At 57.7% G+C, this 23,556-nt stretch carries 22 protein-coding genes and 1 riboswitch; of the genes, 8 read left to right on the top strand and 14 right to left on the bottom strand.

What is annotated here, in order from left to right; genetic code table 11:
- Positions 1 to 66 precede the first annotated feature (66 nt).
- The 5 genes from GG681_RS07910 to GG681_RS07890 form a co-directional block, all read right to left on the bottom strand.
- The gene (locus tag GG681_RS07910) at positions 67 to 897 is read right to left on the bottom strand and encodes an alkaline phosphatase family protein (RefSeq protein WP_153546839.1); all 831 of its coding nucleotides are present in this window, start codon (positions 895 to 897) and stop codon (positions 67 to 69) included.
- Positions 887 to 2,704, bottom strand: a complete 1,818-nt coding sequence (locus GG681_RS07905) for a dipeptide ABC transporter ATP-binding protein (protein WP_153546837.1) — start codon at positions 2,702 to 2,704, stop codon at positions 887 to 889. Before GG681_RS07905 ends, GG681_RS07910 begins: the two co-directional genes overlap by 11 nt.
- A gap of 10 nt (positions 2,705 to 2,714) precedes the next feature.
- Entirely contained in the window at positions 2,715 to 3,557 is an 843-nt protein-coding gene (locus GG681_RS07900; RefSeq protein ID WP_153546834.1) for an ABC transporter permease, read from the bottom strand.
- 1 nt (position 3,558) lies between these two features.
- A complete protein-coding gene (locus GG681_RS07895) occupies positions 3,559 to 4,509 on the bottom strand; it encodes an ABC transporter permease (protein ID WP_153546832.1) in 951 nt (316 codons plus the stop codon).
- A 65-nt stretch (positions 4,510 to 4,574) separates the two neighbouring features.
- Positions 4,575 to 6,068 carry an ABC transporter substrate-binding protein gene (locus tag GG681_RS07890; protein WP_153546830.1) on the bottom strand — a complete coding sequence of 498 codons (1,494 nt, stop codon included), beginning with the start codon at positions 6,066 to 6,068 and terminating at the stop codon, positions 4,575 to 4,577.
- Positions 6,069 to 6,348: 280 nt separating this feature from the next.
- On the opposite strand from GG681_RS07890, the gene GG681_RS07885 reads away from it, so the two are divergent.
- Positions 6,349 to 7,245, top strand: a complete 897-nt coding sequence (locus GG681_RS07885) for a LysR family transcriptional regulator (RefSeq protein ID WP_194287159.1) — start codon at positions 6,349 to 6,351, stop codon at positions 7,243 to 7,245.
- A 33-nt stretch (positions 7,246 to 7,278) separates the two neighbouring features.
- Here the strand turns inward: GG681_RS07885 and GG681_RS17695 are convergent, their stop codons facing one another.
- The 9 genes from GG681_RS17695 to GG681_RS07845 all read right to left on the bottom strand — a co-directional run bounded on the left by GG681_RS17695 (position 7,279) and on the right by GG681_RS07845 (position 14,720).
- Positions 7,279 to 7,434 (bottom strand): hypothetical protein, encoded by a 156-nt coding sequence (locus GG681_RS17695; protein WP_194287158.1) that lies wholly within the window; start codon positions 7,432 to 7,434, stop codon positions 7,279 to 7,281.
- Positions 7,431 to 7,892 (bottom strand): hypothetical protein, encoded by a 462-nt coding sequence (locus GG681_RS07880; RefSeq protein ID WP_153546826.1) that lies wholly within the window; start codon positions 7,890 to 7,892, stop codon positions 7,431 to 7,433. The genes GG681_RS17695 and GG681_RS07880 overlap by 4 nt, the downstream gene beginning before the upstream one ends.
- Positions 7,892 to 9,163 carry an agmatinase family protein gene (locus tag GG681_RS07875; RefSeq protein WP_328593305.1) on the bottom strand — a complete coding sequence of 424 codons (1,272 nt, stop codon included), beginning with the start codon at positions 9,161 to 9,163 and terminating at the stop codon, positions 7,892 to 7,894. The genes GG681_RS07880 and GG681_RS07875 overlap by 1 nt, the downstream gene beginning before the upstream one ends.
- A 98-nt stretch (positions 9,164 to 9,261) precedes the next feature.
- Positions 9,262 to 10,029 (bottom strand): ABC transporter ATP-binding protein, encoded by a 768-nt coding sequence (locus GG681_RS07870; RefSeq protein ID WP_153546824.1) that lies wholly within the window; start codon positions 10,027 to 10,029, stop codon positions 9,262 to 9,264.
- A complete protein-coding gene (locus tag GG681_RS07865) occupies positions 10,026 to 10,838 on the bottom strand; it encodes an ABC transporter permease (RefSeq protein ID WP_153546821.1) in 813 nt (270 codons plus the stop codon). Before GG681_RS07865 ends, GG681_RS07870 begins: the two co-directional genes overlap by 4 nt.
- Before the next feature lie 61 nt (positions 10,839 to 10,899).
- Entirely contained in the window at positions 10,900 to 11,967 is a 1,068-nt protein-coding gene (locus GG681_RS07860) for a putative urea ABC transporter substrate-binding protein (RefSeq protein WP_153546819.1), read from the bottom strand.
- Between the two features lie 88 nt (positions 11,968 to 12,055).
- Positions 12,056 to 12,165: riboswitch (guanidine-I (ykkC/yxkD leader) on the bottom strand.
- Between the two features lie 250 nt (positions 12,166 to 12,415).
- Entirely contained in the window at positions 12,416 to 13,318 is a 903-nt protein-coding gene (locus tag GG681_RS07855) for a hypothetical protein (protein WP_153546817.1), read from the bottom strand.
- A gap of 80 nt (positions 13,319 to 13,398) precedes the next feature.
- Positions 13,399 to 14,145: a helix-turn-helix transcriptional regulator gene (locus GG681_RS17755; RefSeq protein ID WP_153546815.1), complete on the bottom strand. Its 747-nt coding sequence runs from the start codon at positions 14,143 to 14,145 to the stop codon at positions 13,399 to 13,401.
- Positions 14,146 to 14,366: 221 nt separating this feature from the next.
- The gene (locus GG681_RS07845; protein ID WP_153546814.1) at positions 14,367 to 14,720 is read right to left on the bottom strand and encodes a RidA family protein; all 354 of its coding nucleotides are present in this window, start codon (positions 14,718 to 14,720) and stop codon (positions 14,367 to 14,369) included.
- Between the two features lie 94 nt (positions 14,721 to 14,814).
- Between GG681_RS07845 and GG681_RS07840 the strand changes: the two genes are divergently transcribed.
- The 7 genes from GG681_RS07840 to GG681_RS07810 all read left to right on the top strand — a co-directional run bounded on the left by GG681_RS07840 (position 14,815) and on the right by GG681_RS07810 (position 23,498).
- Positions 14,815 to 15,702 (top strand): LysR family transcriptional regulator, encoded by an 888-nt coding sequence (locus GG681_RS07840; protein WP_153546812.1) that lies wholly within the window; start codon positions 14,815 to 14,817, stop codon positions 15,700 to 15,702.
- Positions 15,703 to 15,816: 114 nt separating this feature from the next.
- Positions 15,817 to 17,268 (top strand): aldehyde dehydrogenase family protein, encoded by a 1,452-nt coding sequence (locus tag GG681_RS07835; RefSeq protein WP_153546810.1) that lies wholly within the window; start codon positions 15,817 to 15,819, stop codon positions 17,266 to 17,268.
- Positions 17,269 to 17,396: 128 nt separating this feature from the next.
- Positions 17,397 to 18,389 carry a membrane dipeptidase gene (locus GG681_RS07830; protein WP_153546808.1) on the top strand — a complete coding sequence of 331 codons (993 nt, stop codon included), beginning with the start codon at positions 17,397 to 17,399 and terminating at the stop codon, positions 18,387 to 18,389.
- Between the two features lie 62 nt (positions 18,390 to 18,451).
- Positions 18,452 to 19,993 (top strand): BCCT family transporter, encoded by a 1,542-nt coding sequence (locus GG681_RS07825; protein WP_153546806.1) that lies wholly within the window; start codon positions 18,452 to 18,454, stop codon positions 19,991 to 19,993.
- 98 nt (positions 19,994 to 20,091) lie between these two features.
- Positions 20,092 to 21,786 carry a hypothetical protein gene (locus GG681_RS07820; protein ID WP_153546805.1) on the top strand — a complete coding sequence of 565 codons (1,695 nt, stop codon included), beginning with the start codon at positions 20,092 to 20,094 and terminating at the stop codon, positions 21,784 to 21,786.
- Positions 21,783 to 22,433, top strand: a complete 651-nt coding sequence (locus tag GG681_RS07815; protein ID WP_153546803.1) for a DUF3726 domain-containing protein — start codon at positions 21,783 to 21,785, stop codon at positions 22,431 to 22,433. Before GG681_RS07820 ends, GG681_RS07815 begins: the two co-directional genes overlap by 4 nt.
- Before the next feature lie 57 nt (positions 22,434 to 22,490).
- Positions 22,491 to 23,498: an Ldh family oxidoreductase gene (locus GG681_RS07810; protein ID WP_153546800.1), complete on the top strand. Its 1,008-nt coding sequence runs from the start codon at positions 22,491 to 22,493 to the stop codon at positions 23,496 to 23,498.
- Positions 23,499 to 23,556: the final 58 nt, after the last annotated feature.

The raw sequence follows: 23,556 nt of genomic DNA, 5'->3' as shown, positions 1-23,556 counted from the left end.
AGCGACAGAACGCGGGCGTGTGGTTGCCCCCAATTGGGGGCGTGATCATGTCAAAACGTTTGCGTGTTATTTTAGAAATGGTGCGCGCATGCCCTCGGCCGGTGCCACACCGATCCGATCAAGGATGGTGGCGGCAAGGCCAAGCTGGCTCAGCTCTTCTTGGTCCGCGGGCGCGTCTGCGTCGCCAAAATAGTAAAATGGCACTTCGCGCATGATCGCTTCCATCCCGCCGTGGTGGCGTTCGGCGTTCATGCCGTGATCGGCGGTGACCATGATTTCATAGCCAAGTTCGCGCCAGGTTGGGATGGCGCGGGCCAGGGCGTTATCAATCATCCAGACCTGATAGCGGTATTCCGCGCTGTCGCCACCAAAGGTATGGCCCAAAGTATCCGCCGAGCAGCTGTGCAGCAGCAGGTAGTCAGGTGAATGGGCCTCGGCCAGCAGCGTGACCTGCGCGCATAGATCAATTTCTGCGGGGGCAACCGCATTCATCGCGCCGTAGCCTTCCATGGAGTAAAACCGCGCATGTTGGATATCGGTCGCCTCATCGTGATGTTCGATGGAACGCAGACGATCCCAGGGGCGATCCACATAGAGGCGGTGATAGTATTCCTGCGCCACGGCGGCGGTGGTTTTCCCGGCGGCACGTGCCAGCGAGAAGACATTGGGTTTGTCTGAGGCGCGCATCCCCTCGTTTGACACGATCCCATGTTCATGCGGCCAAAGCCCGGTATGGATGGTTTCATACATCGGCCCCGACAGCGACGGGGTTGCGGTGATCATCTTCCAGCGTTTCGCCTGACCCAGTTCCACCGCACCTTCGAGATAGCCGCATTGGCTGGTGGCGGCGGCGTAGCCTGCGCCGTCCATGATGACGAGGATGACTTTAGCGGACATGGTTTGACACTTTCATATTGGCGACCGCTTTTGGGTCGAGGTTGAGCCAGGCCATATGCCCGTCGCCAAGATCATGGCGGAGTGGGCTGTCTGTCGTGGCAATTTCAGCGGCGTGGTGACGCCAGAGTTCTGCATAGGCGCTGCTGCGCGGATCATCCGCATCAGACAAGATCGTGGGGGTGATGTCTGGATCGGGGGCCAGCACCGCGCCAAGCAGCAGGCGCGTGTAGGGGTGAAACGGGCGGGTATAAAGCGCCTCAACCGGGCCCAGCTCACACAGGCGGCCCTGATAGAGCACAGCCACCCAATCAGAGACTTGCCGCACCACCGCCAGATCATGGCTGACAAAAACATAGCTTGAGCCGTTTTCCCGCTGCAGCCGGTCCAAAAGTTCAAGCGCGGTTGCCTGCACCGAGACATCCAGCGCCGATGTGATCTCATCACACAGTGCGACTTCGGGTTTGGCGGCAAAGGCACGGGCCAGGCCAACGCGTTGTTTTTCACCACCCGACAGCTGACCGGGGAAGCGATCCAGGTAGGTCGCAGGCAGGCGCACGTCTTGCAGCAGCTGGGCGGCGCGTTGGCGTGCCTCTGCCCCCGAGAGATCAAAATAAAGCCGCAGCGGTGCGCCGAGGATTTCAGCCACGGTCTGGCGCGGGTTGAGCGACGCATCGGCGTTTTGAAAGATCATCTGCACCCGGCGCAGGGTCTTGCGATCACGGCGGGATACCGGCGCAGTCAAAGAGGTTTTATCACTCAGGCTGATGGCGCCGCGTTGCGGTTCAATTAGGCCCGCAATGGCGCGCAAAATGGTGGATTTGCCAGAGCCGCTTTCGCCAACAAGGCCCAGGGTCTGGCCGGGTTTCAGGCTAAGGTTGATATGTTCCACATTGGCTTTGGGCGCGGGGCGTTTCAGGATACGATCCAGCAGTGACGGGCGGTGATAGCTGATGGCGAGATCTTCCAGCATCAGCGCATCTGGGCCGTCTGCGGGTTTTGGGCGGGTCAGAGGCGCATCAAGGCGCGGGATCGCGGCCAGTAGCGCACGGGTATAATCCTGTTGTGGCTGCTTCAGAACCTGGCGCACCGGGCCATGTTCAACGATCTCGCCCTGATACATCACCGCAACCTGATCCGCGACGCGGGCGATGACACCCATGTCATGGCTGACATAGACCATTGCCACGCCAAGCTCATGGGCGAGATGGCGCAGAAATTCGAGGATATGCGCCTGTGTGGTGACATCAAGCCCGGTTGTTGGCTCATCCAGGATCAGCGCCTTGGTGCGCCCGGCCAAAGCCATGGCCACAGCGGCGCGCTGTTGCTGGCCACCAGACAATTCATGGGGGTAGCGCGTGGCAAGCTCGTGCGGTTTGGGCAGGCGCACCCGCTCTAGCAGGTGATGAATTTTTGCCTGACGTTCTGCGCCCGACAGATTGGTGTGCAGTTTGAGCGCCTCATCGATCTGCGCCCCGATTGTCAGGGTGGGGGTCAGCGCCTGGCCCGCGTTTTGTGGGATCAGGGCAATTTCGGATCCGCGCAAACGGGCGCGTTCTGGTTCGGACAGGGCAAAGACATCCTGCCCCGCAAAACTGGCGCGCCCGGCGTGAACGGACAGCCCCTGTTTCAAAAACCCCATCATCGCCAGCGCAACGGTGGATTTGCCCGAGCCGCTTTCGCCAACGATGCCCAGGGTTTCACCGGGTCTCAGCGTAAGTGAAACAGATTTCAGGATATCGGTTTTCTGGCCGGATTTGTTTGTATAGCCGATCGATAGCTGGTCGATCTGGATCAATGGGTCAGTCATAGTTTGATCCTCACGCGGCGATGGCAGTGGCGCGGTCAAGGCCCAGAGCCTTGCCCACGGCGTCTGCCAGCAGGTTGATGCCAATGATCAGCGAACTCAGCGCGAGGCAGGGCCAGAACACGGCCCAGGGCGCGGTTGCAAGCAGGCCGCGTTCTTGCGCCACCATCAGCCCCCAATCAGGCGTAGGGGGTGTTGCGCCAAAGCCCAGAAAGCTGAGCGAGGAAAACGCCAGCAACATCCAGCTCCAGCGCATCGCGCCTTCGACCAGGATGATGTCCGCGAGGTTGGGAAACATTTCGCGAAGGATGATCGATCCGCGTTTGTCGCCGCGCGCACGGGCTGCGGTGACAAAATCGCGTGCCGCCACCTGCATTGCGGCGCCGCGCACGACCCGCAGCACAGCAACCCCGTAGAAAAAGCCAAGCGTTGGAATGATGGTCAGCGCGCCCGCGCCCCCGATTGAGATGATCAAGAGCAGGAACAACAGCCAGGGCATCGACAGAAACGCATCCACAATGCGCATGGCGAATTCATCGACGCGGCCACCGATGGTGCCAAAGAAAATCCCGGCAAAGGCTCCCCAGACAGTGGCAATCACCGCCGCGCTGAAGGTGACCGAAATGGCAAGTCGCCCGCCATGTAAAACACGCGACAGGATATCGCGGCCCAGCGTGTCGGTGCCCATCCAATGGCTGGCGGAGGGGGCAAGCAGGATCGTATCGGCATTTTGCGCGGTGGGATCAAACGGGGCCACAACAGGGGCCAGCACCGCGATCAGAACATGGATAAGGGTCAGTGTCAGGCCAAGGGCCCCCGAGGGACGAGAAGCCACAGTTTGCAACAGTTTCAGCATCTCAATGCCCCTTTCGACGCAAGCGCGGGTCGATCGCCAGCGCCGCAAGATCTGCAAGCAGGTTCACGCCCACGTAGATGACAGAGAAAATCAGCGCGATGGCCTGCACCAATGGCAGGTCGCGATCATGAATGGCCTGGATCATCAAGGTGCCAAGGCCGGGGTAGTTGAAGACTTTCTCCACCACGACAACACCCGCAAGCAGCCAGGCAATGGTCAGCGCAATCACATTCAACGCAGGGATCAACGCGTTGGGCACCACATGGCGGCGGATTAGCTGACGTTGTGGCACGCCTTTTAGCTGTGCCATCTGCACATAATCTGACGCCATCACATCAATCACACTGGCCCGCACCATGCGCATAATATGAGCGATCAGCACCGAGGAAAGCACAAGAACCGGCAAAACAATATTGGGCAGCATGTCCCCAAACCCCATGCCAGAACGCATGATGGTCACCGCCGGAAACCACTGCAGTGAAATGGCAAAAACATAGATCAGCGCTGTGGCTGTCACAAATTCAGGAATGGTCATGGCCAGCATTGCAAACCCCGAAAGCGAGAGGTCGAGCGGCTTGTCACGGCGCACCCCGGCGGCAATGCCCAACAAGATTGCAAAGGGAATGGCCAAAAGCGCGGCTAGCCCGCCAAGCAGGGCGGTATTGGCAAACCGGTCCCCAATCAGATCAGAGATGGGTTTGCGCCGCTTCATCGAATAGCCAAAATCTCCCTGCACCGCACCGCCAACCCATGTGGCGTAGCGTTCAAACGCGGGTTTGTTCAGGCCTTGCTGTTCAATACAGCGTTCAAGCCGTGCGCCCTGGGCAAACCGTTGCAGAAACGAGGTGCAGACATTTCCGGGCAAGGCCTCAACCGCTGCAAACATGATCAATGAGACGAAAGCAACGGTGAAGCCCGCAAAGCCAAGGCGGCGAAAGATCAGACTGACCATGTGATGTCCTTTGCAAAAAGACGCCGCCCGCAAACGGGCAGCGTCATCGGATACAGTCTGTTGGCTTATTCAGCTTTGGTCACATCTTCGTAGCGGATCGAGAAATCCTCGACCGGCTGGATGCCACCCAGTTTGGCGGAAAACGCCCGTACCGTGTTGAGGTGCACCGGAATGAAAGACCCGCCGGTTTCCCACAGCGTTTTCTGCAGCTCTCCATAAAGCGCCTTGCGCGCGTCAAAATCGAGCTCCGCGCGGGCGGCATCCAATCCCGCATCAAATGACGCAGAGGTATAGGCGCTTTCATTCCAGGCCACGCCAGAACGGAACGCTTCGTTGAGGATCTGATCCGCAGGGCGTTGTGACCATCCGGTGGCAAAGAATGGCTCTTTCATCCAGACGTCGCTCCAGAACCCATCGGAAGGGGCCTGCACCAGCTCGATCTTGATGCCCGCATCCTGCGCCTGGTTTTGCAGAACCTCGGCCATTTTTACCGCGCCTTCCGAGATGTCGGAGACAAACAGTTCAACCGTTAGCCCATCTTCATAACCCGCGTCCGCCAGCAGCGCTTTGGCGCCGTCGATGTCACGCGCGCAGCTGATATCGGTGCGGTACTGATCGCCGGACCAGACCGGGTGATCGCAGGTGGTGATATAGCCGCCCGCGCCATAGACCAGTTTGCCCAAAGCGTCGCGGTCTGCGCTCATTCGGATGGCTTTGCGCACGCGTGGGTCATCAAAAGGCGCCACGGTGGTGTTCATGATCATGCCAACCCAACGCCCGGTGGGCACGGATTGCACCACAAAATTGGGGTTGTTTTGAAACAGCGGCAACTGTTCGGCGGAAAGCGCATAGATGAAATCGACCTGTCCCGCCTGCAGGGCCGCCACGCGGGCGTTCTGATCAGCGATGGCAATCAGTTCCATCGCTTCGACACCCGGGGTGCCGCCATAATAGGCATCAAAACGTTCAAGCGTGGTGGTGCCAAGCGCGTCCAGCTCCACCAATTTATACGGGCCGGTGCCAACGCCGCTGTCACAGATCGCATCCAGATCACCGCCGCAGGTCTCAGCATCAAGCATCTTGATGCGGTAATCCATCACCAGCAAAGGGAAATCCGCATGTGTCTGTTTCAGAACCACTTTTGCGGTCATGTCATCCAGCACTTCAACGTGGTCGATGATGGCCATCACACCTTTGGTCGGGCTGTCGATGGTATCTGACTGGGTGCGCATCAGCGAAAACGCCACGTCTTCGGCGGTAAAGGCGTTGCCATTGTGGAAGGTCACACCGGGGCGCAGGTGGAAGGTCCATTCCTTGGCGTCTTTGGTTGTTTCCCAGGATAGGGCCAGATCCGCAGAGGGACGACCATCTTCGCCCTGGCGTACCAGTCGCGAATAGACATTCTGAATGGCTTCATAAAAGCGCTGAGGCGAAATCGGATCCATCGATTCCGAGCCACCAAAGCCCAGTTCATGGGGAATGCGCAGGGTTTCGGCCTGAGCGGCAGAGCCAACCAAGGTGGCGGCCAGAGCGGCCGAAATCAGTAAACGGGTTTTCATCGGTCAATCTCTCTTGGGCGGCGAGGGGCCCGGTTGCAGGTGCAAAGGCGAAGGTGCCTGAGCGCTGCATGCGGTGAAAATTGAAACAGATTTGTGGCGCGATCCCGTTCACCGGAATGTCACAAAGGGTATTTTGGCAATAAGTCGTTATTTAACAGCGCCTTAAGGGCGAATTGGTTGGAGGGATGCTGTCCAGAAACATTTTTCAGACCCATTGAAACCAATGCTTGGCTCGTGATATTTCATGATCAGACCCAGTTTTGCTAATAGGTTGTCGACGGTGTGGCGCGAATCGGATTTGGAATTGTCCTGGCTGGCGGCCTTTGATGCTGCCGCGCGGCATTTGAATTTCACCAAAGCAGCGGATGAGCTGGGGCTGACCCAGGGCGCGATTTCCGTGCGCATTCGCAAGCTTGAGCAGGCGCTGGATGCGGCCTTGTTTGAGCGGCGCGGACGCCATGTTGTTCTAACCGATGAAGGGCTGGCTTATCATCCGCATGTGGCGGATGCGCTCAACCGGTTGTCCCTTTCGACCTCACGGTTCTTTGCCCAGAAGGGGCGGCGTAAAATCACCATGAGCTGCTATTCGCCAAGCTTTGCAGACCTGTGGCTGGTGCCCAAACTGCCTGCGCTATTTTCCGAGTTTCCTGATCTCGAATTCAGCATTGTTGTTGATTATCAAAGCAGTGGTGCGCGGGCGGATCGGGATGATCTGATCTTTAGTTATGAAAACATCGGGCATGCGGGCATTGTGCCTTTGGTGGATGAGGAGATCACCGCGGTCTGCTCTCCTGAATATCTGGCGCAACATGGCGATGGCTGGCTGTCACAGACCCTGATTGAGCCACAGGGCCCGCGTTTGACCTGGCCTGCTTGGCGCGCCGCGATGGGGCTGGGTGACACGCGCGAGGGGCGGGTCATACAGGTCAATACAATGCAGGCTGCGTTGCGTCTTGCGCGGGCGGGTGTGGGCACTGCGCTGGTGGCCAGCCCGTTTTGCGACCAATATCTGCGCAATAACAGCCTGGTGACACCCCCACGCGCGCGACGTCTGCCGGGGAAAATGCATGGGCTGTCTATTCGCCAGCTTGAGGGCGCGCGCCCCGTGGTCAAACGGGTCGCGCGTTGGCTTGTTGATGCGGCGGGGCAAGAGATACCCACGTTTCTGGCACAATAGCTCTGCCAGACATGTGGGCGCTGCCTGCGCGCCTTAGCCTCTTGAGCGCAGCGTCACCGCGATGATGATACCCAAAATGGCCAGCGCCACAGGCCATTCCGCGCCGTGGCTGTGAAATGTGCTGTCGGTATGCGCAAAAGCGGGAGAGGCGGCGGTCAGGGCTGCGAGAGAGCTTAGAATTGGTTTCATGTTTCGATGTCCTGTTTGCGTTGAAAAAGAAAGTCACGGATGTCGAGAACGGATTTTTCATCCATCGAGACATAGACCAGCGACATATTGGTGCGTTCCTGAACCATCTGTCCGGGAAACGGCATATAGCTGAGTTCGCGCGAGCCAAATGACGGCGACGCGGTGCCGACCTGCCAGTCGGTTTTGAGTTCGACGTCAATCAGTTTGAGCGCCTTTTCCCCATCTTTGGAGCTGCGTTCAAACGGCACGCCCGCCAGTTTCAGGTAGCTGGTTTTGTCAGAGGCTTGCAGAAACCCTTCGATGAACTGGGTGGCCAGAACCTGCAGATCTGCGGCTTCGTCCTCTGCATGCATATGTGAATGCAGGTGGTCGCCATGCGCGTGGTTGTGACCCGCCCCATGGGGGGCGTGGTCGTGATGATGATGATGACCGTGGTCGTGGGAATGATCGTGGGGCATTATTCACCAATCTTATGGGGGCTTGCGTTGGCCCAACGACGACCTGAGAATTCGCCGTGGGGCAGTGTCACAGGCTTGTCGATGTGACGTTTGTGGGCACCCAGTTTGCCGTTTGACACCATCGCACCCAGAACATCTACGATGACACGGGTGCCCATCAATGCGGTGATGTCAGAGGTGTCATAGGGCGGCGAAACCTCGACCAGTTCCAGGCCACAGATGCCCTCGGCGGCAATGCCAGAGGCCAGCGCCAGTGCTTCGCGCGGCAAGAACCCACCGGGTTCAGGCCAGCCTGTGCCCGGCACAAACCCACAGTCGATGCTGTCGATGTCAAAGGACATATAGACCATGTCCACATCCTTCCACGCCATCTCCAGCGCCATTTCGATGGTCTTGGCGATGCCCATCTTCTCTACGTCGCCCATGGTGATGATATTGGTGTTGCGTTCTCGCGCGACCTTTACCGCCTCACGTGGGACCTGCCAGCCACCGATGCCGATCTGTACCAGATTGGTTGCAGGCACATTCGGAAGGTTGGTGGAATGGAACCAAGGGGTGGTGTGCATGCGTTCATCCAGGTCTTTCTCCTGAATGTCGGCGTGGCGGTCAAAGTGGACAATCCCGATACGTTTGGAGGTGCATTCCGCAATCCCGCGCACACAGGGGAAGCCAATCGAATGGTCGCCACCAATCATGATCGGCAAAGACCCAGACGAGAACACATGGCTCACACCACGGCTGATCTGATCAAAGGATTTTTCGATATTGGCCGGGATGGTGAACACATCACCCGCATCACACAGCGTCATCTGTTCCCGTAGATCGACGCCCAGCTCATAGTTATAGGGCGTATAAAGCGCCGAGATTTTGCGCACGCCCTGCGGGCCAAACCGGGTGCCGGGGCGGTAGGTGGTGCCGCCATCAAACGGAATGCCAAGGACGGTGGCGTCATAATCGGCGACTTCCAGAACATCTTCGGCATAGGGCGCTTTGAGGAAGGTGTTGATACCTGCGAAATGAGGCAGTTCCCCGCGGGCAAAGGTGGGGATTGATTTGTCATCGATGCTGTCTGCACCTGTCAGCCCCATCCGCAGCGCCCAGCGGCGTTCTTCTTCCATGCGGCCTTCGGGCAGATCCGCCTCAAGATGCATGGCTTTCCACCCTGCGAGTTTGCTCAGGTCGGGGTGGTGGTGGCGCTGGTCGCGCTGGGCAAAAAGGGTGCGCTGATCGCGCGGGTGGTGTGAGCGACTGCGCGTGAGATTCGAAAACACGACGTTGTCTCCTAGTCGAAGTCCCGATTTGGGGAAGGGACACTTCCGAGCCTTGGTGAACAGGGCAAGCGGAGCTCGGGAGCGCTTGCCTGTGTGGGTTATGCGACGGCTGGGTTGGGCGGGCGATCCAGCAGATCCTGAAACGGGATCCCGCCATTGCGTGCGTCAAAATCATAGGTGATGGTGGCACCGTTCAGGCTGGGATCCTGTGGATCCCAACGGGTCTTATCAAAAACCAGAACCCGGTCGCCGAGCTTGAAACCTTCTTCCAGATCATGGGTGACCATAAAGACGGTCATGTTGGTTTCCGCGCGCAGCTCCATCAAAAACGCATGCATCTGCAGCCGGGTTCCGGGATCCAGCGCACCAAAAGGTTCATCCAACAGCAAAATCCGCGGCTTTGCCGCCATCGCCTGACCAATGGCAAGCCGTTGCTGCATACCGCCTGACAGGGATGCGGGGTATTGATGCGCCACATGGGCAAGGCCGATACGTTCAAGCATCTCATCGGCGCGCGTCTCAGCCGATTTGCGGGCAGCGCGGTTCAGGCGGCCAAAGCGGGTGCGCAGGCTTTCACCGGCAATCAGATTGTCGCGCACGGTTAGGTGCGGAAACACTGAATAGCGTTGAAACACCACACCGCGTTCAAGATTGGGCTCTTTGGCGGGGTGGCCGCCATCAATGGTGATCTCGCCGCGGTAGGGGCGTTCTTCGGCTAGAAGTATGCGCAAAAAGGTGGATTTGCCGCAGCCCGATGCGCCCACGATTGAGATGAATTCACCTTCTTCGACGGACAGGTTCACCCGTTCAAGGATCGGGCGACGTCCATATTTTTGCCAGAGGTTTTTGACACTTACAAAGCTCATAGACCGGCCTCCATCCAGGGGAAGGCGCGACGTGAGATGGTTTTGAGCATCCAGTCGATGACAAAGGCGAGCAGGGTGATCCAGACCACATAGGTCAAGATAACATCCATCGCGAGATAGCGGCGCACCAGAAAGATGCGATAACCCAGCCCCACATTTGACGCGACAGCCTCGGCTGCGATCAAAAACAGCCAGGCAGAGCCAAGCGACAGCCGGATATTGGCAATCAGGCGCGGCAGGATCTGGGGCAGGGCCACACGCAGGGCGATGACCATGCTGGAGGCACCCAGAGTTTGCGCTTTGACGATCTGTTCTTTGGGGATCTCCATCACCCGCTGCGCCAGATCGCGTGTCATCACCGGGGTGATCCCGATCACGATCAGCACCACTTTGGAAAATTCCCCCAGCCCAAAGACAATGAACAAAATCGGCAAAAGCGCGAGCGGCGGCACCATCGAAATCACCGCGATAAAGCCGGAAAACAGCGACCGCGCATAAGGCAGCAGCCCAATCGCCAAGCCCAGCACAAGCGACAGCGCCGCAGCGATGCTGACCCCACCCAAAAGCCGTGCAAGGCTTGCAGCGGTATCGCTCCAAAGCAGGATCGTGCGCGAACGCCGGTCAGCTTCGGTGAACAGCCGTTCGGCGGTTTCAGATATTGTTGACAGCGCCGGCAGGAGCTTGTCTTGCGGGTTGGCCTGAAGCCTTAGATCTGAGGCAATGGAATAGGCAATCAGCAGGCAGATGAACGGCAGTGCTGCGATCAGCACTGCGCCGGGGCGTGCCGGGGCGAGGTTAATCAATCGCATGAATGGGGCTCCTTCACTGTAAAGGAAGGGGTGGGGCAACATGGCCTCACCCCGTTATCAGTCAGAGCGCGCCATCTGCCGCCAGCTGCATATAGGTGGTGTCAAAGCGGAATTTCACATTGTCAGAATTGCCCGCAACGGAGCCGTCGGGGTATTCAATGCCAACAAAATCCGCGCTGGGCGCGCCTGCGCCAAGGATGCCCTTGTCAAAGAGAAACTCAGCAACATTGGTCATTGTGGTTGGCAGCTTGCCAGATTGTGCCTGTGCAACCGCATCCGCAGGGGCGAAGAACAGCTCAGTTGCTGCCATCTGCGCCTTATAGCCCGCCAGATCGGTGCCCGAGGCTTCGGCCATAGCGGTAAGCGCCGTTTCATCGCCCGCGGCCATCAGCGCCATCACCTCGTACCAGGCACCCGCCACGGCCTTGCCGAACTTGGGATTATCAGCAAGCGTCTGCGTGTTCACCACCATCAGATCAAGAATTTCGCCCGGAATCTGTGAACTATCAAACAGTTTCACCGCCTCGGGATTGGAGGTGAGAATTTCAGACACCAGCGGGTTCCAGGTTGCCACCGCCTCAACATCCTGGGTGGCATAGGCGGCGATCATATCGGCATCGGATGTATTGATCACAGCTGACAGATCATATTCTTCGAGCCCAACCGTATCCAAGCCGCGCGCCAGCAGGTAATGCGATACCGAAAGTTCGACCAGGTTGACGGGTTTGCCTTTCAGCTCAGCAAGGCTTGAGACCCCTTTGGCAATCACCGCATCATTGCCGTTGGAATAGTCACCGATGATCAGCGCGGTGGTGTCCACGCCGCCGCCAGACGGAATGGACAGGGTGTCCATATTGGTGGCCGAGACACCGTCAAAAGCGCCTGCTGTGTATTGGTTGATCGATTCCACATAGTCGTTGAATTGGACGATTTCGACATCGATCCCGTATTTGTCGGCCCATTTGTCCATAATGCCGCTGTCTTCGAGATAGCCCCAGGGCATCCAGCCAACATAGATCGACCAAGCAAGTTTGAATTCGGTTTTTTCTTCTGCAGCCAATGGCGCGGCAGTTGACGCCAAAACACCCAATGCAAGGGCAGATGCGGACAGTTGTTTTGTCAGTGTCATGTCTTTCCCCGTAATCGCGTCCCGCCGAGGTTTCGGGTTTAATCCACTGGCGGAACAAAGATCGGGCGCGGATAAAACCAGCGCAGTAACCTCCCGGGATTTTGCCCCGCCGTGTGCCTCGCTGGAGTTTGCCAGCAAGGTGGCGCTTCTCGGACCTGACTTGTCGAAAACAACAACGGAACCCTAAGCACCCTGCAATCTCAGGACAGCTTAGAGTGGTGCGAAAAAACAAGCTTGGCTGCGTGAAATTAGCGGCGAAACCACGAATTGCCCGTTTCGGCAGCACGTCGTTTGGAGTGTTGCGCAAGAAACAGGCGATGTTGGTGTGAAGATCGGGGGGAAACTCGGCTCAATTGCGGCTGCTGAATCCTTGTTCTCTCCCAAATGCCTGTGGTTGCGGCAAAGCCAAAGCCCCCGCACAAATTGCAAGCGGGGGGCTTTGGATCAATCAGCTGGCCAGAAACGCGCGTCGTTTGGCGCGGTGTTTTTGGCGGCGGCGCAGACCAAACAACCCGGCCAGAGCGGCAGCCAAAGCGGGCGCTGATGCTGGCAAGGGGACCGGTGAAATCTGGGTTGCGCAGCTGTCAAACCCGCCCCCCTGTAGGCAATAGCCCTCTGGCAGGACAAAACTGCTGAGCTCAAAACGGGCCTCTGTGCGGCCAATGGCGGCGGAGCTTGCGCCCAATTCAAAATTGCGCGCTGTGCCAGAGGCCGATGCAACCACCATCAGACGCACATCAAAATTTTCACCTGGAGTGATTTGTTTGGTGACTGTTACGGTTTCATCCTCGGCGCGGTCGACCAAAGCCGCCGAAGTGAAATTGGTTCGGGCCAGGCCATTGCGCTGCACGCCACGTTCTCCAAACACGCCGTTCACCTGCAGTGCTGCGCTCACGCCGCTGGTGGCGCTGGCGGTGGCTGAGTTTGATTTTTCTGCCCAGGCATAAAGATCACCTGTCAATCGGGCCGAAAGCGACAACGCCACCGGATCGGTGTTCGCGGGATCAAGCGAATTTACCACCAGGGTAAAATAAGAAAAGTTGCGTGCAATCATCTGTCCGAAATTGACGTCCTCGATGTTTCCGCCCACGGTGTCACCCAATGCGGTGGCTGTGACGTAGCCTTCGCCACCGCCAAAGCTGCCGGTGCCGCCGCTGCAGGTGCCATTGATGGGAGCTGAAACTGTTTGCGACCAGTCAGCGGTCTGGGTGGAGCTTTCCCAAACATCGTAGGACTCACAGGAGATGATGTTTGTTTGTACGGGGATGGTTGCGGCACTGGCCTGATCAGAGATGGCGCAAAAACCACCGACCAGTGCAAGGGCAATGAGAGAAGAAGCAAAACGCGGCATGATGAACCCTAGTCAAACAGAAATACGCCCTGTGACTAGCATCCGGTTTCAGCCATCGCCCATCCCCCGTGTTAGGGGGGCTAGTCTTCTAACATACGCGCAAGTTTGACCCGATCATTCACGCCCAATTTGCGGTAGATCGATTTGACATAGTCCGACACCGTGTGATGTGAAATCCCGCACAGGCGGGCGCATTCCTTGCGGCTGTAACCCGCAGCAACCAGATGGGCCACTTCTTGTTCGCGGGCGCTGAGGTCTGCAATTTCTTTTGAATGTTGTGCGATCAGCAGCTTGCGGAACCCGTCGGGTTCTCTGGTGCTGGTCTCTGTTGCGGTGTCATTTTGCAGCTCTTCAATGCGGCGGTGCAGGATCAGGCAGAAGGTGCGAAAGGCTTCTTGGTCCGGCAGTATCTTTGCCTCAAACTCATCGCGTTCCATTCGGGTGCCAAGGTTAAACCCGCCAAACCGCGTCGATCCCCGCAACCGCATGGGAATACCAAGGCCGGTGGAAAACCCGGTTTTGCGCGCCGCAATGATGAAACGCTGGGCCTCAGGTGGGAGGTAATCATAATCCGGCAGGTAAGCGACCCCGGTAAGGGTGATTGCATAGTTGTTGCAGCAATAGGCCAGAAACGGATCTTTTTCCGGCGGCTGGTCGCCATAGATCTCGGCAATATTGGACAGAACCTGGGGGGAATGAAATTCGTTATCCACGGTAATGTAGTTTAGAAACTCAATCCCGCGGGGTTTAAGCACCTCTTGCGCGCCGCCCCAAATCTGATCAACTGAATCCAGTGCCTCCAGCGCGGCTGCGTCCTGAGCAAGCATAAAAACCTCAATCAATAAACCGCGATGAGGTTAGGTGAATCAGCCTATTTCAGCAAGATATGCGCATTCCTGCAGGTGTTGAATGCAGATTTTAGGACACAATTTGCCCCGAAAGCTGCAGGAGCCGCATGTATAGCAGCTCCTGCAGGATGCGTCGAAAGCCGCGGGTAAGAACATGGGCAGCTTGGCCTGTTGCCAGGTTTTTGCTGCCCAAGTTTTACTTACAGCGCAGCGATGGCCAGCGCTTCGATCTTGTAGTGGGGCTGCGCCATGCGGGCTTCGACGCAGACACGGGTTGGCGCGGTCACATCCTGGACCCACTCATCCCAAGCGGCGTTCAGACCTGCGTAGTCATCCATATCGGCCAGCCACAGCTGGACCGAAATCAATTTGGAGCGGTCACTGCCTGCTTCTTCCAGCAGCGCGTCGATTTTGGCAAAGACGTCTTTGCTTTGCTCAACAATATCCGCGTCTTTCAACTGTGATACCTGGCCTGCCAGATGCACCGCACCATTGTGAATCGCGATGGCTGAAAAACGGGCTGAGCCGCCGATTTTTGTAACTGGTTGGTCCATGATGGTCTCCTCCGATGTGATGGCTGGCATATAGACAGGGGAGGAAATGTAAGTCATTCTTGAAGTAATTTATTTTAATTCAGGAAAGCTGAAGTTGTCGATCAAGATGGAAATGCTGCGCTGCTTCCGCGCGGTGGTGGAACATGGCCGCCTGTCAGACGCGGCCGAGGCGCTGGGACGGACCTCTTCGGCGGTCTCGATGATGTTGAAACAGTTCGAAGATCACATTGGTAAGCCGTTGTTTGAAACCACCCGCAAAGCGCGGCTGACGGCGCTGGGGCAACAGATCTACAATGAAGCCTGCCGCGAATTGGACCACTTTGATCGCACCTTGATCAATATCGAGGGGCTGGCGCGCGCCGAAATCGGCTATGTGCGCCTGGCGGTCACACCGTCGGTGGCCACGGTGATTCTGCCGCCCATATTGCGGAGCTTTGTTGAAAATCACCCCAAAGTACGGGTGGAAATGCGAGATATGAACAGCACGGGCGTTCAGCGGGCCCTGCTGAACGAGAGGGTGGATATTGGCATCGCCAGCTTTGGCCCCGTGGCGGGGTTGGAGCGGGAAAAGCTGTTTGGGGATCCTTTTGGTGTGGTGTGCCGGTTTGACAGCCCTCTGGCCCAACACAAACGCGCGCTCAGTTGGGAGGATTTGAATGCACGTGATTTCATTGCCAATGGGTTGTGTCAGCAGATCAAAGATCCCGAGTTTCAACAAATCCTTGATGATTCAGTGATGTATGTTCCGAATACCTCGTCGATCCTGGCCTTGGTACGGGCCGGGGTTGGGGTGACCTTGCTGCCGAAACTTGCGGTATTACCGGACTTTCGCGATTTGGTTTTTGTACCGCTGGCCAATGATGTGCCCGAACGCGAAGTCTATCTTGCCACCCCGCCAAAGGCGCTTTTGACGCCTGCCGCGCTCGCCTTTGTGGATGCGATCTGGGCCAACCCGCATGGGGTTCCTGCGGACCGACTATGACGAAACTTCAGTTTTGCTGAATAAATGTAAAGTTGTTTGCGTTTGACTTAACGTTGTTCTAACGGCCTAATCTTGCCATCCCGCAAGGTGCGGAGCGATCTGGAAAGGGCCATCATGACTGCAACTCAGCTGAACTATATTGCCGGCGAATGGGTATCCGGCACTGCCGAAGTCACCAATCTCAACCCCTCTGACCTGTCTGACGTGGTCGGGGTATTCGCACAGGCCGGTTCAGACCAACTGGATCGCGCATTGGAAGCGGCGCGCAGCGCACAGGCTGAATGGGCGGCCTACGGGCTTGAGCGCAAACAAGCCGTGCTGAACGCGATCGGCAACGAGCTGATGGCTCGCGCCGAAGAGCTGGGCACGCTGCTCAGCCGTGAAGAAGGCAAACCGCTGGCCGAAGGCAAAGGCGAAGTCTACCGCGCAGGTCAGTTCTTTACCTATTACGCCGCAGAATGCCTGCGCCAGCTGGGCGAAAACGCCGACAGCGTGCGTGATGGTGTTGAAATCGACGTGCGCCGCGAAGCGGTTGGCACCGTTGCGATCATCAGCCCGTGGAACTTCCCAACTGCAACCGCTTCCTGGAAAATCGCGCCGGCACTTTGCTACGGCAACGCGGTAATCTGGAAGCCTGCGAATGTTACCCCGGCGTCTGCTGTTGCACTGACCGAAATCATCAGCCGTCAGGACATCCCCAAAGGTCTCTTTAACCTGGTGATGGGCGCAGGCCGTGACGTTGGCCAGCGTCTGGTGGAAAGCCCGCTGGTTGATGCGATTTCCTTTACCGGTTCGGTCCCTGTGGGCAAAGGCATCGCCACTGCTGCGATCCAGAACCTGACCAAAGTTCAGATGGAAATGGGGTCCAAAAACGCGCTGGCGGTGATGGACGATGCAGATCTGGATCTGGCGGTAGCGCTTGCGCTGGGTGGGGCCTTTGGCGGCACCGGTCAGAAATGTACGGCTTCTTCGCGCCTGATCGTGATGGACAGCGTGCATGACGCATTTGTTGAAAAACTGGTTGCAGGCACGCAAGCCATGAAGGTTGGTCACGCGCTGGAAGCGGGCACCCAGATGGGTCCTGTGGTGAGCCAGCAGCAGTTGGATGAAAACCTGGCTTACGTTGATCTGGGCAAATCCGAAGGCGCAGAGCTGGCCTGTGGTGGCACGCGTCTCGATATGCCGCATGATGGTTTTTACATGTCACCCGGCGTGTTCCTGAACACCACCAACAACATGCGCATCAACCGCGAAGAGATGTTTGCCCCGCTGACCTCTGTCATCAAAGTTGGCAGCTATGACGAAGCACTGGCAACCGTCAATGACACCAACTTTGGCCTGACCTCGGGTATCGTTACCAAATCGCTGGCACGCTCCACACACTTCCGCCGCAATGCGCGCACAGGTGTTGTGACCGTGAACCTGCCAACAGCGGGCACTGATTATCACGTGCCGTTCGGCGGCCGTGGCGACAGCTCCTACGGCCCACGCGAGCAGGGTAAATCTGCGGCTGAGTTCTACACCACAGTTAAGACAGCCTACATCAGCGCAGGTAAACCTGACTGATTTGGCTATCTAGCCAATGGGCGGGCCTTTGGGCCTGCCCAATCCAATCATCGGAATAAGATCACGCGCCCAGACCGGACACTCGGGCGTGAACCGGGACGTTATGCGTAACCGGGGGGAGGACTGCCATGACCGCTAATTATCGCATCGACTGCCTGCAATATGTGAACTGGTCGGAAAAAGTGTTCCGCCAGCTGCGTGAAGGCAAGGTGGACGCCATTCAGGTCACCATCGCCTATCACGAAAACTTTCGGGAAACCGTGCTCAACTTTGAGCAGTGGAACCGCTGGTTCCAGCAATTCCCGGATCTGATCATGAAAGGCCAATGGGCCAGCGATATTGAACGGGCGCGTGAAACCGGCCGTACCGCGGTGTTCTTTGGCTTTCAAAACCCATCACCGATGGAAGACGATATTGATCTGATCGAGATCCTGCACACCCTGGGTGGGCGCTTTATGCAGCTTACCTATAACAACCAGTCACTGCTCGCGACCGGTTGTTATGAAGCAGAAGATCCCGGCATCACCCGCATGGGGCGTCAGGTCATCAAAGAGATGAACCGGGTGGGGATGGTCATCGATATGAGCCATTCCGCGGATCGCTCCACCATTGAGGCGGCGGATCTGTCAGAGCGCCCGATCACCATCAACCACGCCAACCCCTATGATTGGCACCCGGCGCTGCGCAACAAACGTGACGATGTCATCCGCGCGGTGACTGAGAATGGTGGCATGTTTGGCTTCTCGATCTATCCGCATCACCTGAAGGATAAATCCGGGTGCACCCTGCAGGGCTTTTGTGAAATGATTGCCCGCACTGCGGATAAGTTTGGCGTTGAAAACCTCGGGATTGGGACGGATCTGTGCCAGGATCAGCCCGACAGCATCGTGGAATGGATGCGGGTTGGACGCTGGACCAAAGAAATTGACTACGGCGAGGGCTCTAAATCCGCACCAGGGTTCCCGTCGATGCCCAGCTGGTTCCGCGACAACCGTGATTTCGGCAATATCGAATCCGGGCTGCGCGACACCGGCATGAATGACCAAGAAGTTGCCATGATCATGGGCGGCAATTGGCATCGTTTCTTTGCGGAAAACTTCACACCACAGACCAACGACTAAGAGGGAAAACAACCTCGGGTCGCTGCATTCGACCCGTCGGGGTCGTTCCTAGGGAGGGGAAAATGTCAGACACCACCACTACACAAACACCACAGGGGGGGCTGAATAAGCCGCTGTTCCTGATATCAGGCGGCTTTATTGCCGTGTTCTGCCTCGCGGCGCTTTTCAGCCTTGAAACACTGTCTGCTGCGGTGGATTGGGGCTTCAACTTTGCGGCTACCTATTTTGGTCTCTACTGGCAGGTTCTGCTGCTGGCCACATTCCTGTTGGGCTTGCTGCTTTGCGTCCTGCCCGGTGGCAAAGCCGTCATGGGCGGGCTGGAACGCCCCGAGTTCACCACTTTCCAGTGGGGTTCCATGATCATGTGTACCCTTCTGGCGGGAGGCGGCGTCTTTTGGGCGGCGGGTGAACCGATTGCACATTTCCTCTATGCGCCGCCGCTGTTTGGCAATGAAGGTGGCACTGCTGATGCGGTAAACCCGGCCATTGCACAAAGCTTCATGCACTGGGGCTTCTTGGCCTGGGCAATTCTGGGGTCGCTTTCGACCGTGATGCTGATGCATTACCACTATGAAAAAGGCCTGCCGCTGGCACCGCGTACATTGCTGTATCCGGTGTTTGGCGACAAAGCCATCAACGGCCCGATTGGCCTTATTGCGGATGCATCTTCGATCATTGCGGTTGTTGCTGGTACCGTTGGCCCGATTGGCTTCCTTGGCCTGCAGGTGAGCTATGGTCTATCTGATCTCTTTGGTATTGCGGATGTCTTTCTCACTCAGGCACTGGTGATTGGTGGCTTGGTTGCGCTGTATACGCTGTCTGCGATCAGCGGCCTGTCGCGCGGTATTCAGCTGCTGTCCAAAATCAATGTGATCCTTGCGGCCGGTCTGCTGCTGTTCGTGCTGTTTGCTGGCCCCACGGGCTTTATCTTCAACTCGTTCTTCTCGGGCTTTGCGACATATCTGGCCAACTTCTTCCAGATGGCGCTGTTCCGCGGTGAGGCGGGTGTATTTGGTGATCCGGGCTGGCTGGGTTGGTGGACCGTGTTCTTCTGGGGCTGGTTCATGGGCTATGGTCCGCTGATGGCGATCTTTATCGCGCGCGTGTCGCGTGGTCGTTCGATCCGCACCATCATTGTGATGCTGTCGCTGATCGCACCGATTGTGACCAACTTCTGGTTCACCATTCTGGGCGGCACCGGCATTTCGATGGAGCTGGTCAATCCGGGCACGATCTCTAGCGCATTTGAAGGCTTCAACCTGCCTGCAGCACTGCTCGCGATCACACAGAACCTGCCGCTTGGCTTTATCGTTTCTGTCCTGTTCCTGATCCTGACCACGATCTTTGTTGCCACCACCGGTGACTCCATGAGCTTTGTGATCTCGACCAGCATGAGCACGGGCGACACACCACCGACCGCAGTGCGCGTATTCTGGGGAATTGCCATGGGCGTCATGGCGGTGATCTTGATCTCTGTGGGATCGGGCGGGGTCTCCAAACTGCAGAGCTTCATCGTGATCACGGCGGTGCCGGTTTCATTGATCCTCTTGCCGACGCTTTGGGATGCGCTACGCATTACTATTGCCAAAGGCAAAGAAAGCTGAACGAACTCCGGGCATCTTTTAGATGCCCGGTCACCTAATTGATGCGTCCAACTCTGCCTGCTCGGCTGCGTGACGTCTGATAACAAAGGCATATTCAGATGAATGAGATCCTATGCAGAGACCCGAACACCGTCATGCGACTGGCGCGATTGGGGTCTTTCCATCAATCGCGACTGTCCTTCATGCGGGTGCTGACCCGTCGTCTGGCGCGCGAAGGCTGGCGGTTTGAGCAGCAGGAATTCTCGATCAACGCGCAGGGCGAAGGCCACGCGGTTTATACTGCGCATGGGCCGGATCGCTCGTATTCTTTGGTGGCTTTTGCCCATGATCTGCCTGCGGAAAAACGCTCTGACCGGGTGATCGCCGAAGCATGGGACGCCACGTTCACCCTGTTTGATGGCATTCCACAAACCGAGGACATTGACCGGCTGCGCCAGAATGTTCCGGTGCAAGAGGCGGGCCGTGTGACCGGCACGGAACTGTCTGTGTCGCGCGCGAACCGTTCTGTGCGTCTGTGGGAACATGTGGTCAGCGCGCTTGCGGCGGGCAACCAGCCGGATGTCGAACAGATCGAAGCGGTTGGCTACCTGATGCGCACCACCGCGGTCTATGGCTCTGGCAAACTTGGCGCTGCCGACCGTGAAATGATCGCAACGCGCGCGGAATTCTCTGTACCGTTCCAGGTTGAGATGCTCTCGGTCTATCTGACCCGCTGGTTTGTGCTTGATCTGGTGCAATATATGGCTGATTGCCGTGCACAGGAGCAGGGCGCCGAAGCCGCCGCCCTTTCACCAGATATTGCGCGCAGCATTGGCATTGGCAATTCTACCGGTCTGGGCATGGCGCCTTTCCTGCTCAATCACCCGGTTTTGTTCAACAATTGGGTCTCGGCACGGGAAACCGCAATCAGCCGCGTGCGCAATGTTGAACACGCAGAAGCTGCTGATATTGCTTTGTTTGAACAGCTTTTGCAGCGCAGTAAAATTTCTATCGCCAACTGGTCTAGCCAACACCCGATCCAGATCGAGAAGCTGAAAGAGTTGCGCCAAGACGTTCAACATATCGAACAGTATCTGGCACAAGAAACCCCATTGGAGCGCACGCGCCCCTGGGATGAACTGTGCCGATGGGGTGAAACCCACCTCAGCCTTGAGGGGCAGGAGTGGCTCGCGTCGCTGATGCTGGAGCCTTATGGCGCGCTTGTTGATGATCTGGCGCTGGAAATGGCAGCCGACAATACCGCGACTTTCCGCATCGCAGGTGCCATGACCATCGCTGAGATGCGCAAGCTGCTCGAAGAGATCTACGCCTGGGCTCTGGAAACCGATTGGGATGCGCCGGAAAACCGTGCCCGCGCCTGGTATGTGTCGGAAGAAAAGCTTGAACCGCGTCTGGGTGAACGGTTCGAAGAGCCGATTGAAGCCTATGAGCAGCCGCTTGCGCCGGGGCGCGATGCCGCGCAGCTGTATCGTGCGATTGCGCATTGGCCGGATGAGGCGCGGGTGGCCGAGTTCCTTCTGCGCCATCCAGAGCACCGTCATGTGCTGCGCCGTGTGCAAATCGTTGGGCGCGCGCCTTATGCCGAGATCCGCGACAATACGATTTCCGATCGGGTGCTGCCGATTGATATGTTGCGCTGCAAACTGGCGTTCTTTGGTGCAACACAGTTTGATCCGCGCTCGGATCGCTGGGTGCGGATCTGCATGTATGGCAATGCACCTTTGCCCCATGAGCTAAACCCCGAAACCGCAGAATTCTGGGTCTATCCCGCGCTTGAGGAGAACGAGGCATGAGCCACTCGCTGAATGAAATCGAGGCCATGAGCAAACGCGCGGCCCGTGGGGCTGGCCTGTCGTGGGGATTGGCGGAAGAGGCAGCCAAAGGCACGCGCTGGTTGTCGTCTTTTGGCTTCCCTGGTGTGGAAATGCTGGCGGCTCTGCTGCAGCTCAATGATCGCATTCCTGAGGTTGATGTTGCCCCCGTTTCGCTGCGTGCGGATATCTGGCATGCACCGGCACGCCGAATGAGCCCTTTGATTGCGGGTGCTGCCCTTAGCGACTGTGCTGTTCAGCTGCGAGATCGCGGCAGCATCACCTTGGAAAGCGTGAGCCTGCCGTTGCTGGCGGTGCCCTTTATGGGTGGTGCTGCGCTGCGTCTGGGCCAGCCTGTTGCGGTGACATGGTCTGGCGTGCGTCTGGCCACAAACGGGCGTCAGCTTTGTGTGCAGGGCAGCAGCGAAGATCTGCAAACAGATCAGGCCGATCGGCTGGTGTTCACTGCGCCGGCGGAAATGACCGGCCATCGCGAAGCCCTGATGCGGGCTGAGCCAAGCGAAGACAGCTGGCAGGTCCTGGCCGATTTCGCCCATCGCACCTTTGCGCCTGCAACCGAAGAAAGCCGCCTGCGCGGTGCTGGTGCGGGCCTCAGCGATAACGATTGATATGAGCATCGCTCCTCATTCGGAGGCGCAGCTCCAACAAACAAAGAAAGATCCTATATGACTGCTACTGAAACCCTGTCCTTGAGCGAAATCGAAGATCTGGCCTTCCGCGCGTTGGTCAAAGCGGGCACATCCGAAGAAAATGCACGCCCTCTGGCCGTGGCAACCGCCATGACCGAGGCCGATGGTGTGGCTTCACACGGGCTGGCCTATATTCCGATCTACGCGCAGCATGTTGAATGCGGCAAGGTGGACGGCAAGGCCGTTCCCGTTGTCAGCCTGCCACGTCCATCCGTGGTGTCCGTTGATGCGGCAACCGGCTTTGCTCATAGCGCAATCGATCAGGGGTTTCAGAAGCTTATTCCGCTCGCCAAAGAGCAGGGTGTTGCGGTTCTGGCGATCAATAACTCGTACAACTGCGGTGTTCTGGGTGTGCACACCCAACGTCTGGCACAGGCGGGTCTTCTGGGCATTGGCTTTACCAACGCGCCTGCCTCCATTGCGCCGTCTGGTGGTGCAAAACCTGTTGTTGGTACCAACCCATTCTCGATTTCCGCGCCCGATGCAGATGGCAACGCGGCCCTGCTGATTGACCAATCGGCCAGCACCATCGCCAAAAGCGAAGTGATGAAACATTCCCGCGAGGGCAAAGCGGTTCCCGAGGGCTGGGTGCTGGACAGCGACGGCAAGCCAACCACCGATCCTGATGCCGGTCTCAAGGGCTCAATGGTGCCTTCTGGCGGCTACAAAGGTGTTGGTATCGCGCTGACCGTTGAACTGATGGCCGCCGCCATGACCGGTGCGACGCTTGGCTCGGTTGCAAGCCCGTTCTCAGGCACCGCGGGTGGCCCGCCGAAAACCGGCCAGTTCTTTATTGCGGTTGACCCTGAAGCAACATCCGGCGGCGCGTTTCAGGAAAAGCTCACCGCGCTTATTGCGTCAATCCACGATCAAGATGGCGCACGCCTGCCGGGCGACGGCCGCAAAACCTGCCGCCAGAAAGCCGCGGAACAAGGTGTTGCCGTCAACGCAGCCATGCTTGAGAAAATTCGCGCATTGCTGTGAGCAAAAACTATTGGAGCTTGCGGCAGTATTTGCCGCAAGCTCCCCATGGTCCAATGGA

The sequence above is a fragment of the Tritonibacter aquimaris genome, assembly GCF_009617595.1.
GTDB lineage: Bacteria > Pseudomonadota > Alphaproteobacteria > Rhodobacterales > Rhodobacteraceae > Epibacterium > Epibacterium aquimaris.
This window is presented reverse-complemented; position numbering and strand designations above follow the sequence as displayed.